Consider the following 12,825-nt stretch of genomic DNA (forward strand, 5'->3'; position numbering starts at 1 on the left):
GTTCGCGGGTGTTCGACGCACCGATCTCGGAAAGTGGCATCGTCGGTACCGCCGTGGGCATGGGCGCCTATGGCCTGCGCCGCAAGATCGCCCAACGCATGCAGGACGCCAAGCGCCGTGCCGCACACTTCAGCTATGTCGAGGAAGTGGACGTCACCGCCCTGGAAGAACTGCGTGCCCAGCTCAACCAAAAATGGGGGGACAGCCGCGGCAAACTGACCCTGTTGCCGTTTCTACTGCGGGCCATGGTCGTGGCCTTGCGGGACTTCCCGCAGATCAACGTGCGCTACGACGACGAAGCGCAAATCATCACCCGCTTTGGCGCCGCCCATATCGGCGTCGCCGCGCAAAGCGACGGTGGTTTGATGGTGCCTGTGGTGCGCCATGCCGAGACCCTCAACCTGTGGGGCGCCGCCGATGAAATCGCCCGCCTGGCCAACGCCGTACGCACCGGCAAGGCTACCCGCGAGGAACTCACCGGCTCGACCATCACCCTGACCAGCCTGGGAGCCTTGGGCGGAATTGTCAGCACACCGGTGGTCAACCTGCCCGAAGTGGCGATCATTGGCGTCAACCGCATCGTCGAGCGCCCGGTGGTGGTCAAAGGCCAGATCGTGGTGCGCAAAATGATGAACCTCTCCAGCTCCTTCGACCATCGTGTGGTCGACGGCATGGACGCGGCGCAATTTATCCAGGCCATGCGTGGCTTGCTCGAACAACCTGCCACCCTGTTTGTGGAGTGAACATGCAGCCAACCCAACACACCACGCTGCTGATTATCGGCGGCGGCCCCGGCGGCTATGTGGCAGCGATCCGCGCCGGCCAGCTGGGCATTCCGACGGTCCTGATCGAAGGCCAGTCGCTGGGCGGTACCTGCCTGAACGTCGGCTGCATCCCGTCCAAGGCCCTGATCCACGTTGCCGAACAGTTCCATGCCACCCAGCGCTACAGCACCGGTACTTCACCGCTGGGGATCAAGACCCAGGCCCCGACCCTGGACATCGGCCAGAGCGTGCAATGGAAAAACACCATTGTTGATCGCCTGACCAGCGGCGTCGGCGCTCTGCTGAAAAAGAACAACGTCAAGGTCATTCACGGCTGGGCCAAAATCCTCGACGGCAAGGCGGTTGAAGTCGGCGGCCAGCGCATCGAATGCGAACATCTGTTGCTGGCCACCGGCTCGCAAACGGTCGACCTGCCGATCCTGCCCATTGGCGGGGCGATCATTTCGTCCACCGAAGCCCTGCAGCCCACCACCATTCCCCGACGCCTGACCGTGGTTGGCGCTGGCTATATCGGCCTGGAACTGGGGATCGCCTACCGCAAGCTGGGGGCCGAAGTCACGGTGGTTGAAGCCCGTGACCGTATCCTGCCAACTTACGACAAGGACCTGACCTTGCCCGTGGCAGAATCCCTCAAGGCACTGGGGATTACCCTGTATCTGGAGCACAGCGTCGAAGGTTTCCAGGCCAGCAGCAAAACCCTGTCGATGCGTGACCGCATGGGCCAGAGCCAGACCCTGGAAACCGATCAGGTGCTGGTGGCGGTGGGTCGTCGGCCGCGTACACAAGGCTTCAACCTTGAAGCGCTGGCGCTGACCATGAACGGCCCGGCGATTCGCGTCGACAACCGTTGCCACACCAGCATGCGCAATGTCTGGGCGATTGGTGACCTGACCGGCGAGCCGATGCTGGCCCACCGGGCCATGGCCCAGGGTGAGATGGTTGCTGAAATCATTGCCGGCAAACAGCGCGAGTTCAGCCCTGCTGCGATTGCCGCGGTGTGTTTTACCGATCCCGAAATCGTCGTGGTGGGCAAAACCCCGGTTGAGGCGCAAGAGGCCGGTCTGGACTGCATCAGCGCCAGCTTTCCGTTCTCTGCCAATGGCCGGGCCATGACCCTGGAAGCCAAAACCGGCTTTGTGCGGGTTGTGGCGCGCCGGGACAATCACCTGATTGTCGGTTGGCAAGCCGTGGGGGTCGGTGTTTCGGAGTTGTCGACGGCCTTTGCCCAGTCATTGGAAATGGGCGCCTGCCTGGAAGACATCGCCGGCACCATCCACGCGCACCCGACCCTGGGCGAAGCCGTCCAGGAAGCCGCGTTGCGCGCGCTGGGGCATGCGTTGCACCTGTAATCCCCCCCTTACTGTGAGAGCGGGCTTGCTCGCGATGCAGGCGACGCGGTTTATCTGATAGACCGAGTGGCTGCTATCGCGAGCAAGCCCGCTCCCACAGCAAGTCAGGCCCTGCGCAATCCAGCACTGGGCGTAATGGCTCAACACCAGTAGAATCGCGCTCTTTTTTCCAGGGCGCTCGCCATGACCTCTCTTAAAACCCCGCTCGAAACCGAGTCCCAAACCAGCGAGCTGGTCTTAGGTCTTGAAGACCGTCCCAAGCCGTGGATCGCCTTTCTGGCCGCCCTGCAGCACCTGCTGGCCATTATTGTGCCGATCGTCACCCCCGGCCTGCTGATCTGCCAGGCCCTGGGTGTGTCCAGCCGTGATACCAACCTGATTGTCTCCATGTCGCTGGTGATCTCCGGTATCGCTACCTTTGTTCAGTGCAAACGCTTTGGCCCCTTTGGCGCCGGGCTGCTGATCGTCCAGGGCACCAGTTTCAACTTTGTCGGCCCGCTGATTGCCGGCGGCGCACTGATGGTCAAGCAAGGCACGCCGGTTGAAGGCGTGATGGCGGCGATCTTTGGCGTGGTGATTGCCGGCTCGTTTGTCGAAATGGGTATCTCGCGCATCCTGCCTTTTGTAAAACGCATGATCACCCCGCTGGTCACCGGCATCGTGGTGCTGATGATCGGCCTGACCCTGATCAAGGTCGGCCTGATCAGCATGGGCGGCGGCTTCACGGCCATGGGCAACGGTACCTTCGCCAACGGCGAAAACCTGATGCTCTCGGGTGTGGTGCTGGCCATTATCGTGATCCTTAACCGCATCCCGCTGGTGTGGATGCGCAGTTGCGCCATTGTTATCGCCCTGGCCGTGGGCTACGCCCTGGCAGGCTACCTGGGCCGCCTGGACTTCACCGGCATGCACCAGGCCGAGCTGTTCCAGGTGCCAATGCCCTTGCATTTCGGCCTGGGGTTTTCCTGGGCGCTGTTTATTCCCATGCTGGTGATCTACCTGGTCACGTCGCTGGAAGCCATCGGTGACGTCACAGCCACCAGCAAGGTGTCGCGCCAGCCGGTCGAAGGCCCGGTGTGGATGCAGCGCATCAAGGGCGGCGTGCTGGTCAACGGCGCCAACTCGTTTCTGGCGGGTATCTTCAACACCTTCCCGAGTTCGGTATTTGCCCAGAACAACGGTGTCATCCAGCTCACCGGTATCGCCAGCCGCCATATCGGTGTGTGGATTGCCAGCATGCTGATCCTGCTGGGCCTGTTCCCCAGCGTTGCCGGTGCGATTCAGGCAGTGCCTGAGCCGGTACTGGGCGGTGCGGCCATGGTGATGTTCGGCGCCGTTGCCGCTTCGGGCATCAATATTCTGGCCAGCATTACCCTGGACCGCCGCGCCCTGCTGATCATTGCCGTGTCCCTGGCGCTGGGCCTGGGCGTATCGCAAGTGCCTGAGTTCCTGGCGCATATGCCTGCAGCTCTGCGTAACGTACTGGAGTCAGGTGTGGCTACAGGCGGTATCTGTGCCCTGCTGTTGAACTGGTTCCTGCCGGAAACAGAGAAAAAACCGACGTTGTAAGCGACGCAGCCAGGCAGGAGTGCCTTTTGCCCTCCTGCTTGTGCTTACAAAAACGGGTCGTTATTCACCGCCCATCTTTCCCAATTTCTTCATTTGGCCTACTATTTTTTCAAACCCTTTATGCCTGACATAGGCGATGTTTATGAACACATACGGTGAGCGACTCAAACATGAGCGTTTGCGCCTGAAACTGACACAGGCACAACTGGCGGATGCGGGGGGTATAGGGCGCCATGCACAAAGCTACTATGAGCGCGATATCACCTTGCCCCGCGCCGACTATCTGGCGGCCATTACTCTGCTCGGTATTGATGTGGTGTTCATCATCACTGGCAAACACACCCTGCCTGTTTACGAGGAAATCAGTTGTGACCGAACCCGGCACCCGGCATCAAAAAGCACTTGATCGCTTTCTCAGTGACCACCCTGAACTGGTCGTGGCGCTTGAGACATTGAACCCATTGGCCGCCCGCGCTATCGGCCAATCGATAAAGGAATATCGCCAGGAACGCTTGAACGAAGCCTTTGAGGCCGAGGCTGAGCGTCTGGGTTTTTTCGCCTGGGAGCTGACCCTGCAATTGACCAGCGCAAGCCCGCAAGAATTCGAGGCCCAGCGCCTTGAAGTGCATCGCGAAGTGGCGCAAATGGCCGGCATGGAATGGGTTGAATACTGCGAACTGCATGGTCCGCTCCGTAGCAGTTGACGAGCCGTGCGAGGCTAGGGCAGCCAGATACTCGAACATACCTTCTGCAACAACGCCTTGTTGTGACTGAACACAATCATCCCCAGCTCCCGACGCCTGGTCTCTTCGAGCAAGACTTGCCACACCTGCGCCTGTACATGCGCATCCAGTTGCGCCGTCACTTCATCGGCAATCAGGTAGCGGGTGCGCGGATCCAGCGCCCTGAGCAAAGCGATACGCGCCAGTTCTCCGCCAGACAATTCGTCCGGGCGACGGGCCAACCACCCGGGGTTCACCGCCAGGCGTGCCAGCCAGGCGGCATCTGGCGACCAGGCATCACGCAGGCTCTCGCCCGTTGTGCGATAAGGGTTGAAGGTCTGTTCAGGATGCTGCGGCACCAGCTGCACCGGGCAATAGCCCTTTTTCGCAAGCGCTTTGCCATCCACGGTGATGCTGCCCGAGGTTGCTGACTGCCATTGCGCCAGCACCCGGCCCAGGGTGGTTTTGCCATAACCGCTGGGCGCCGAGATGCCCTGACGCTCCCCCGGCCGCACCTGAAACGACACACAGTCCCAGAGCTGCCGGCCATCCTGGACAATGCTTAATTGCTGGACCTCAAGCATATTCCGGCACCCGCCGGGCAAAAAACTGTTGTTCCGGCAAGGCTGCCCACAACGACTGCAACCAGGGGCTGCCGCCGTTTTCGCGCAGTTCCAGGGCACTCAGGGTTTCGTGCAGCTCGCCCTGATGCAACACAGCGATCCTGTCGGCAAAGCGCGCCGCCAGGGCCAGATCATGGGTCACCCACAAAATCCCCCGACCTTGCAGGCAAAAGCCCTTGAGATGGGTCAACAGTTGGCAGGCATGTTCGTCATCCAGCCATGAGGTGATCTCGTCAGCGAGGATATAACGCGCAGGAGTCAAGGCCGCGCAACTGGCCAGAACGCGCTTGGCCATGCCCCCTGACAACATGCGCGGGAATTCGTCCACCAGTTCTGGCTTGAGGTTGTAGTGCGTGAGCTGCTCGGCCACATCGCCAAGCCCCAGCCTGACCCCGCTCAAGTGCGCAGCACGCTGCAATTGCGGCCCGACCTTGATCAGCGGGTTCAGGGCGTTGACACCCTGGGGTACATAGCACAGGGCTTTGCCCCGCTGATTGACCTTGCCTGCCTCCCCCAGCACCTGCCCGTCGAGCACTATTTCGCCGCGACAGCGCATATTTTCCGGGAGCAAGCCCAAGGCACTTTGCAGCAGCAGGCTTTTGCCTTCGCCGCTGGAGCCCACCAGCGCCGTCAATTCTCCGGGGCGTACTTCAAGGGAGATATTGCTCAGCAGCGGATGCCAGGTTTTATGGCCCAACCAATGATAGTGCGCAACGTCGATCGCAAACCGGTCGAATTTCAGCATCAGGTAATCCTTATCCAGAGCTGCTGCAATGCCCGTGCAAACTGGTCAAAAACCAGTACCAGGCCCACCAGAATCAAACCCGGAAAAAACGCCAGCCACCAGGCACCACTGCTCAAGTACCTTAGCGCATCGGCCAGCAACAGGCCCAATGACGGATCATGGGGCGCCAGGCCGAAGCCCAGGAAACTCAACGCCGCCGAATGCAGAACTGCGTGGGGGAACATCAACAGGGTACCGACGATCCACTGCGGCATCAGCAACGGCAACAAGTGATGACGCCAGCGATAGAAGCTGCTGTTGCCCAGGCGATGGGAGAGCATCACAAAATCGGTCTCGCGGATACGCAGGATCTCGCCGCGCAGGATCAGGGCCAGGCGTGGCCAGTGGGTCAGCGCCACGGCCAGGATGACCCCCTGCTTGCCACCGCCCAAGGTGAAGCAAATCAATACCAGCAGCAACAAATGCGGCAACGCCAGCATGCTGTCGATCAGCCCGCGAATCAGGTAATCCAGGGTTTTGTTCAGCGCACACAAACTGGCCGCCAGCATCGCCAGAAAACCGCTGCTGAACGCTGCAGTCAGGCCGATCTGCAGGCTGGTGGTCATCCCCTGAAAACACCGCAGCCACAGATCACGGCCCAGGCTGTCAGTGCCAAACCAGTACTCGGCAGACGGTGGCAGGCGCCGTGCCAGCAGATCCATGGAGACATCAATATTGATGATTGAGATACCGTAGGCGATCAATCCCAGCAGCATCAGCAACGAGAGGCAGAGCCTTAGCAAGGCGCGATTGGGGTTGTAGGTCATACCTGGCGCGCCGCCCCGCGGTTAAGGCGCAGTAACAGCGCGTTGGCAATGCTGTTGCCGGTGAATACCAGCACCGCACAGAACATCACGATCCCCATCAACAATGGAATATCGCCGCGTAATCCGGCATCGATCGTGGCCTGCCCCAGGCCTGGATAAGCGAACACTTTTTCAGCCAGCAACGAACCGCCGATCAACTCCCCCACCGAGGCAAATTGCAGGCACAAGGCCGGGGTGATGGCATGGCGCAGGATATGAAAGTTGATCAGCGGCCAGCCTTTGTCGCCCTGGGCATGGGCGAAACGAATAAATTCGCTGTTCATCACTTCAGCCACCCGCGAGCGGGTATGCAGGGCGATATTGCCCACGCCCAGTACACCCAGGGCCAGCATGGGCAGGATCAAGTGTCGCAACTTGTCGCCCCAGGTTGCGGTTTCGGCATTGCTGCCGGGGGTCCAGGCGCAGCAGATCGGCGCCCAGTTGAGCGTCACGGCAAACAGTGACAGCAACAGCAGGCCAATCCAGAACGTCGGCATGGATGCCAGCACATAGGACAGCGTCGAAATAAGGCGGTCAGGCCAACGGTTCAAATAACGCCCGGCCGTCAGCCCCATGGCCAGGCCGACGATGCCGGAAAACAGCCAGGCCGAAAACAGCAGTGCAAAGGAGGTGGCAAAACGCTCTCCAATCACCTGCGAGACCGGCGCGTTATAGAGCATTGAGTAGCCGAAATCGCCTTGCAGCATTTGCCCGAACCAGCGCAAAAAGCGCTCCCATAACGGCAGATCGAGCCCCCAGCGCGCCGCAATCAATGGATATTGCTCGGGCGGTACATGCAACAGATCGTTACCTATATAGGCCCGGATCGGGTCTACCGGAGAAAAACTGAGCAAGGCAAAGGTGCCCGCTGCCGTTACCAGCAGCAGGCCCAGCAAACGCAGCACAAACAGCGATAGGCCGCGGATCACCGGCAGGTCCACTTCCAGTGATCAACGCTGTTGAGCAGCGACCAGGAACCGTGGATTTCCGGGGCGCCCTTACCCAGATCGATGCACTCATCGGTGAGGTAAGTGTGCTGAACATTGAGCAACCAGGCCCAGGCGGCATCTCCTTTAACGCCGACGCCGGTTTTGCCGTCCCACTCCACTTGCTGCCAGAACGGCACCGCCTGCTGCCAGGTCGGCGCATCGAGGGCTTGCTGCAGATGCTGATCGACAACCGGGTTCTGGTAATAACCGGGGTTGTAGTATTCCACGCCTGCCGCCTTGCTGCTGTAGTGATGGTAAAGCTCCATCGGGTCGAGGCTGCCCCAGCCAAACAGGGTCGGGTTGGCGTGCATGTTGCGCTCAACGGTTTCCCAACTGCCGGACTTCAGGTCTACGTCGATGCCCACGGGCTTGAGCATTGAGCGCACGGCCTGGGCCAGATCCCGGCGAGTGGCATCGCCACTGGCGTACCACAGGGTGATTTTGGCCGGCAGGCCGTTTTTTTCACGGATGCCATGGGCGTTTTCAATCCAGCCTGCGTCTTCCAGTATCTGCCGGGCTTTGTCGGTATCGCCATCCTTGAACAGCGCATCCGGGTTATCCCACGGTAAACCCTGCACGCCGGTGTAGGCCGGGATCGCGTGGCCTTCGAGGATCTGATCGGCAAGCAGTTGGCGATTGATGGCGTAGTTGATGGCTTTGCGGATGGCCACATCAGCCGTCACATCATTGCCAATCGGGTAGCCTTGGGCATCTTTTTTACCGGACGCGAGGGTTGGCATCACGATGCCACGGTTTTCCACACTGGGGCGAACCCACAGTTTCATGCCCGCGGCAGGCGTCACGGCCAGCGCAGGGGCGATGCGCACAATACCCAGCTGCTTGCTTTGGGCGGCAGCGAAAGCGCTGTCTTCATCCAGGAACACAAACACCAGTTTGTTGAAATCGTTCTTCTGCCCTGCGTAGTACGGGTTGGCCTCAACGATCAACTGCTGACCCGGCTGGTAGCTGACCAACCGATAAGGCCCGGCGCCAATCGGCTTTTGCGCGTAGGTTTTGGCGTCGTATTGGTCTGCCGAGACAATCCCCAGCGAACCGAGCACATTGACGAACGTGCTTTGCGGCGCCTTGAGCTCAATACGCACCGTGAGCGGATCAACCGCCTCGGCCTTGAGGAAGTTGCCCATATCGACCTTGCCACCACTGGCCGCCGCATTGTTGTAGGTGTAAGCCACGTCCTTGGCGGTCAGTGGCGAGCCGTCGGAGAACTTGAGGTCGGGCTTGAGCTTGAGGGTCCAGGTCTTGCCATCCGCGCTGGCCTGATAATCGCTGAGGAGAAAACCGCTCCAGGACAAATCATCGTTTTGCTTGAGCAAAGGGCTGTGCAACAGCAGATAACTGCCGTGGCTCCAGCCCAGCATCGGATCAAAGCCTTCGGTCGGCTCATCACCAATGGCCAGTTGCAGGGTGCGGTCCTGCGCTGAGACAACAGGCGCTGCCAACACACTCAACAAGGCCGCAGCCACCAGGGTGTTACGCATCCATGCGGGTTTTGACATCTATCCTCCTGATATGAAATGGCCTTGCCCAAACGGGCCGTACGCAGTTTATCGCGCCCCACAGTAATAGCAGGCTGATTTTAAATAGCCAGTTATGCATCTGATTTTTTAGGGGTTTTCCAGGCGATACGTCTTACCATGTAACAATTGCCACAGGTCAGGTTCCCCGGGCATGACTGTGCTATACCAATGGGTACGCTTATTCAGTCACGCCATACAGACACAGCTGACAGAGGTTCGCATGTTCAAAGGATTAGCCGGTCACCTCACAGAAAAAAACGTTCACTCGATCAACACCTTGCCGTCCAACAATATCGAATTGTTCGACTGCTATGCCGGTTTGATCCTGGGCCACCTGTACCGTAACTTCCCCTTGCCCATCACCCTGACTGCCGAGCGCTTTATCGACTACAAAGGCCTGGCGGACAGCAACCGCGAGGCGCTGGAAAAAGAAGAGAACCTGTTCCTGGCCACGGTCAAATGGCTGGCCGACATTGGCTACATCCACTTCGACGGCATGTCGGGCGTAGCCTTTTACGAAGTGGTTCTGACCAACAGCGGGCTGCTGATCCTGCGCGCTTACCCGGAAGGCACCGACACTGCGCCGACCCTGGGCGAAAAACTGGCGCAGTGCGTCAACAACGAAAACACCGCCGATATGAGAGCGCTGGTAACCCAGGCACTGAGTCTGGGCGTGCGCATGATCAGCCCGATGAGTCGGTCGGGGATTTAAGCCAGGCCCATCAATGCACTTGGCCATGAACGCTCACCGTGACCAAGTGCATTTAAACAGCCATTATCCTCCACTCACTACCCGCCGCCCTCCCACCCGCCACCCCAGCTGAATCCCGGCTGCCGCGATTAAAATCGCCGCCACACCCACCCATTGCAGCGGTTCCAGGCGATGGCCAAAGGCAAACCAGTCCACAAATATCGCTGCAATGGGGTAGATAAAGCTCAGTGCTCCGATCAATGCCGTGGGCAGTTTCTGGATTGCTCCGTAGAGCAGTACATACATCAAGCCGGTATGGACTACGCCAAGCGTCAGTAAGGCGCCCCACGCCTGTGCGCCAGCAGGCAGCTCAGTGACGTTGGCCAGGGTTGCCAGCAGCAGTGCGCCGGTGCTGACCTGGATCAGCGCGATCAGGTGCGGGGGGATCCCGCGCAGGCGTTTGATGATCAGCACGGCCACGGCGTACATCAAGGCCGCACTCAGCGCCAGGGCAATCCCCAGCAAGTACTCACTGCCGCTCTCCCCTTGCCCGTGGTGGGCGCTGACGATCGCCAACATGCCCACAAACGACACCACCAGCCAGGCCAGTTTGTGCAGGGTTATTCTTTCACCCAGGAACAACGCTGCCAGACCGAGCAGGATAAATGGCTGAACGTTGTAGACCGCCGTACCAATGGCGATTGAGGCCCTGGAGTAGGACGCGAACAACAACACCCAGTTGGCAACGATGGCCACGCCGCTCAAAACAACCAGCGCAAAGGTAGTGCGGTTCAGCAGACCGCGGCGTAAAAAACCCATCCGCGCACAGATCAGCAGCAACGTCACCGCGCCAAACACACAGCGCCAGAACACCACATCCAGCACTGCTTGCCCGCTTAGCAGGACAAGCCAGCCAATGGTGCCGGAGATAAGCATGGCTGCGACCATTTCCAGCGAACCGCGTTGCGTGGTTTTGTCCATATTTGCCTCCCTCAAAGTAGGAAACAGTATGGCAATCGCGATTCATGCAGCGCCATAATCCAGAAAAGGCAATTCGTCATTTTTGCCTTTAGTGTTAAGGCATTCTGCCAATTTGGCCTAAGGAGCAAAGATGAGCGACGAGATAGATCAGCTGTTGATCAGCGCACTGATGCAAGACTCACGCAGCTCCCTGAAAACACTGGCCAGCCTCAGCGGCCTGTCGTCACCCAGCGTCGCCGAGCGCATTCGCAAGCTCGAAGAGCGCGAAGTGATCAAGGGTTATACCGTGGAAGTCGATCCCAAAGCCTTTGGCTATCAACTCCAGGCCATCATCCGCATTCGACCGCTACCGGGGCAGTTGCAGGAAGTGGAGCGTCAGATCCAGAACATCCCCCAGTTCACCGAGTGCGACAAGGTGACGGGCGATGACTGTTTTATTGCCCGTCTGCATGTGCGTTCAATCGAGCAATTGGACAGCCTGCTTGATGGCCTCAATGCCTACGCCGAAACCAATACGTCGATCATCAAAAAAAGCCCGGTCAAACGCCGGTTGCCGCCCATGGCCTGAGTACGGCCACCCCTAGGCATGGGCCTGAACCACCCACTTCACTTTCGCCAGGCCCTCACGCAGGGCCGTCATGCCCACCGAGCCCAGCGCCAGCCTTATCGCATGGGGCACATGGGCCGAAGTTGCAAAGGGCTGCGCGGTCGACACCGAGACCTGCTCACGCGCCAACGCCGCAACAACCTGGTCCGCCCGGGCGTCCTCTGACAGAGGCAACCAGACAAAGTAGGACGAAGGATGGCGGATCCTGTGCAACCCCGCCAACTGCTCATCAGCAATGAGCTGCCTTGCCTGTGCGTCTTTGCGCTTTTGCGACTCCAGCCGGGTCACGGTGCCATCGTCGAGCCAGGCACTGGTGATAGCGGTCATCACACCGGGAGCATTCCAGGCAGTCACTCGGATTATCCGCTCAAGGACACTGACCTTTTCTGCGGGCGCGACGATAAAGCCCACGCGTAAACCCGCTGCGACACTTTTGGAAAACCCAGACACGTAAACGGTTCTTTCCGGCGCCAAGTCAGCCAAAGACGTCGGCGGGTTATCGACCAGAAAAGCGTAGGCCGCATCTTCGATGATATGCAGATCATGTGCCCGGGCGATCGCGACCAAGTGTTGGCGCTGCTCCAGGCTCATCACCCACCCCAACGGATTGTGCAACGTCGGCATGCTGTAGACAGCACGCACAGAGCGACGGCGACACAGCCTGGCGAGGGCATCCAGATCCGGCCCGCTTTCCGTGCTCGGGATGGGCAGCAATTCAAGGTGCAGGGCCAGCGCCAGTGCCTTGAAACCCGGGTAGGTCAAGGCGTCCACCGCGATCACGTCACCAGGCTGGAGCAGTGCCATCAGCACCACGCTCAACCCGTGTTGTGCGCCGTTGACGATCAACACCTGTTCGGCGGGCACATTCAACCCGCTCCTGGCCAGGTGCCTCGCGACCGAGGCGCGCTCATGCAGGCGCCCGCCATGGGGCTGGTAGCGCAACAACGATTCCAGATCGCCAGACAACGCCAACTGCCGCAGCGCAGTACGCAACAGTTCGGCCTGGCCCGGCAAGGAGGGATAGTTGTAATTGAGATCCAGCATCCCCGCGATCACGTCGGGCTGGTCTATACCGTGGCCTGGTGGTAGCGAGGTTTCCCGGACAAAAGTGCCACGCCCGGTTTCGCCACTGACCAGCCCCATGGCCTCTAGCTCGGCATACACGCGACTGGCCGTGACCAGCGCCAGCCCTTCGCTGGCTGCGAGCTGGCGATGGGTAGGCAAACGCGTGCCCGGCGGCAAACGGCCTGAGCGGATATCGTCGGCAAACGCGTCTACCAGCAGCTTGTAGCGGGAACGGGACATCGGGCTTTGTATCCATGACAATTTTTTGATTGTCATTAATCATCAGCCATAGGATGGACTGTATGCAATCCCGCGA

At 59.8% G+C, this 12,825-nt stretch carries 14 protein-coding genes; 7 read left to right on the forward strand and 7 right to left on the reverse strand.

Going from position 1 to position 12,825, the window contains the following annotated elements:
• The 5 genes from GHO03_RS11165 to GHO03_RS11185 form a co-directional block, all read left to right on the forward strand.
• On the forward strand, positions 1 to 743 hold a 743-nt coding region (locus tag GHO03_RS11165), incomplete at its 5' end, for a dihydrolipoamide acetyltransferase family protein (RefSeq protein WP_256668507.1).
• 2 nt (positions 744 to 745) lie between these two features.
• Entirely contained in the window at positions 746 to 2,134 is a 1,389-nt protein-coding gene (gene lpdA, locus GHO03_RS11170) for a dihydrolipoyl dehydrogenase (protein ID WP_095001997.1), read from the forward strand.
• 183 nt (positions 2,135 to 2,317) lie between these two features.
• The gene (locus tag GHO03_RS11175; RefSeq protein ID WP_153379459.1) at positions 2,318 to 3,703 is read left to right on the forward strand and encodes a nucleobase:cation symporter-2 family protein; all 1,386 of its coding nucleotides are present in this window, start codon (positions 2,318 to 2,320) and stop codon (positions 3,701 to 3,703) included.
• A gap of 142 nt (positions 3,704 to 3,845) precedes the next feature.
• Complete coding sequence (locus GHO03_RS11180) at positions 3,846 to 4,109, forward strand: helix-turn-helix domain-containing protein (protein ID WP_095018565.1); 264 nt, start codon at positions 3,846 to 3,848, stop codon at positions 4,107 to 4,109.
• On the forward strand, positions 4,072 to 4,407 hold the full coding sequence (locus GHO03_RS11185) for a DUF6388 family protein (protein ID WP_095002000.1): 336 nt from the start codon (positions 4,072 to 4,074) through the stop codon (positions 4,405 to 4,407). Before GHO03_RS11180 ends, GHO03_RS11185 begins: the two co-directional genes overlap by 38 nt.
• Positions 4,408 to 4,421: 14 nt before the next feature.
• Here GHO03_RS11185 and GHO03_RS11190 read toward each other — a convergent pair whose 3' ends face one another.
• Genes GHO03_RS11190 through GHO03_RS11210 form a run of 5 tightly spaced genes read right to left on the reverse strand, consistent with a single transcriptional unit; the run spans position 4,422 to position 9,144 of the window.
• Positions 4,422 to 5,009 carry an ATP-binding cassette domain-containing protein gene (locus GHO03_RS11190; RefSeq protein WP_095002001.1) on the reverse strand — a complete coding sequence of 196 codons (588 nt, stop codon included), beginning with the start codon at positions 5,007 to 5,009 and terminating at the stop codon, positions 4,422 to 4,424.
• On the reverse strand, positions 5,002 to 5,793 hold the full coding sequence (locus GHO03_RS11195) for an ATP-binding cassette domain-containing protein (protein ID WP_095002002.1): 792 nt from the start codon (positions 5,791 to 5,793) through the stop codon (positions 5,002 to 5,004). The genes GHO03_RS11190 and GHO03_RS11195 overlap by 8 nt, the downstream gene beginning before the upstream one ends.
• The gene (locus GHO03_RS11200; RefSeq protein WP_095002003.1) at positions 5,793 to 6,599 is read right to left on the reverse strand and encodes an ABC transporter permease; all 807 of its coding nucleotides are present in this window, start codon (positions 6,597 to 6,599) and stop codon (positions 5,793 to 5,795) included. The genes GHO03_RS11195 and GHO03_RS11200 overlap by 1 nt, the downstream gene beginning before the upstream one ends.
• On the reverse strand, positions 6,596 to 7,567 hold the full coding sequence (locus GHO03_RS11205; protein WP_232527677.1) for an ABC transporter permease: 972 nt from the start codon (positions 7,565 to 7,567) through the stop codon (positions 6,596 to 6,598). Before GHO03_RS11205 ends, GHO03_RS11200 begins: the two co-directional genes overlap by 4 nt.
• On the reverse strand, positions 7,564 to 9,144 hold the full coding sequence (locus GHO03_RS11210) for an ABC transporter substrate-binding protein (RefSeq protein ID WP_150628895.1): 1,581 nt from the start codon (positions 9,142 to 9,144) through the stop codon (positions 7,564 to 7,566). The genes GHO03_RS11205 and GHO03_RS11210 overlap by 4 nt, the downstream gene beginning before the upstream one ends.
• A gap of 241 nt (positions 9,145 to 9,385) precedes the next feature.
• Here GHO03_RS11210 and GHO03_RS11215 point away from each other — a divergent pair, with 241 nt between their 5' ends.
• Positions 9,386 to 9,877, forward strand: coding sequence for a hypothetical protein (locus GHO03_RS11215; RefSeq protein WP_095002005.1), 492 nt, complete (start codon positions 9,386 to 9,388; stop codon positions 9,875 to 9,877).
• A gap of 63 nt (positions 9,878 to 9,940) precedes the next feature.
• Here the strand turns inward: GHO03_RS11215 and GHO03_RS11220 are convergent, their stop codons facing one another.
• The gene (locus GHO03_RS11220) at positions 9,941 to 10,837 is read right to left on the reverse strand and encodes a DMT family transporter (RefSeq protein ID WP_133144982.1); all 897 of its coding nucleotides are present in this window, start codon (positions 10,835 to 10,837) and stop codon (positions 9,941 to 9,943) included.
• Between the two features lie 130 nt (positions 10,838 to 10,967).
• On the opposite strand from GHO03_RS11220, the gene GHO03_RS11225 reads away from it, so the two are divergent.
• On the forward strand, positions 10,968 to 11,405 hold the full coding sequence (locus tag GHO03_RS11225) for an Lrp/AsnC family transcriptional regulator (RefSeq protein WP_095002007.1): 438 nt from the start codon (positions 10,968 to 10,970) through the stop codon (positions 11,403 to 11,405).
• A 12-nt stretch (positions 11,406 to 11,417) separates the two neighbouring features.
• Here GHO03_RS11225 and GHO03_RS11230 read toward each other — a convergent pair whose 3' ends face one another.
• Positions 11,418 to 12,749 (reverse strand): PLP-dependent aminotransferase family protein, encoded by a 1,332-nt coding sequence (locus GHO03_RS11230; RefSeq protein ID WP_095019512.1) that lies wholly within the window; start codon positions 12,747 to 12,749, stop codon positions 11,418 to 11,420.
• Between the last annotated feature and the right edge of the window lie 76 nt (positions 12,750 to 12,825).

Source organism: Pseudomonas sp. FSL R10-1339, from assembly GCF_009600545.1.
Classification (GTDB): domain Bacteria; phylum Pseudomonadota; class Gammaproteobacteria; order Pseudomonadales; family Pseudomonadaceae; genus Aquipseudomonas; species Aquipseudomonas bubulae.

Bases quoted from the DNA above. Each gene is read 5' to 3' on its own strand.
- GHO03_RS11200 (WP_095002003.1), bottom strand. From the start codon at position 6,599: ATGACCTACAACCCCAATCGCGCCTTGCTAAGGCTCTGCCTCTCGTTG.
- GHO03_RS11215 (WP_095002005.1), top strand. From the start codon at position 9,386: ATGTTCAAAGGATTAGCCGGTCACCTCACAGAAAAAAACGTTCACTCG.
- GHO03_RS11225 (WP_095002007.1), top strand. From the start codon at position 10,968: ATGAGCGACGAGATAGATCAGCTGTTGATCAGCGCACTGATGCAAGAC.
- GHO03_RS11195 (WP_095002002.1), bottom strand. From the start codon at position 5,793: ATGCTGAAATTCGACCGGTTTGCGATCGACGTTGCGCACTATCATTGG.
- lpdA (WP_095001997.1), top strand. From the start codon at position 746: ATGCAGCCAACCCAACACACCACGCTGCTGATTATCGGCGGCGGCCCC.
- GHO03_RS11175 (WP_153379459.1), top strand. From the start codon at position 2,318: ATGACCTCTCTTAAAACCCCGCTCGAAACCGAGTCCCAAACCAGCGAG.
- GHO03_RS11220 (WP_133144982.1), bottom strand. From the start codon at position 10,837: ATGGACAAAACCACGCAACGCGGTTCGCTGGAAATGGTCGCAGCCATG.
- GHO03_RS11190 (WP_095002001.1), bottom strand. From the start codon at position 5,009: ATGCTTGAGGTCCAGCAATTAAGCATTGTCCAGGATGGCCGGCAGCTC.
- GHO03_RS11210 (WP_150628895.1), bottom strand. From the start codon at position 9,144: ATGTCAAAACCCGCATGGATGCGTAACACCCTGGTGGCTGCGGCCTTG.
- GHO03_RS11230 (WP_095019512.1), bottom strand. From the start codon at position 12,749: ATGTCCCGTTCCCGCTACAAGCTGCTGGTAGACGCGTTTGCCGACGAT.
- GHO03_RS11180 (WP_095018565.1), top strand. From the start codon at position 3,846: ATGAACACATACGGTGAGCGACTCAAACATGAGCGTTTGCGCCTGAAA.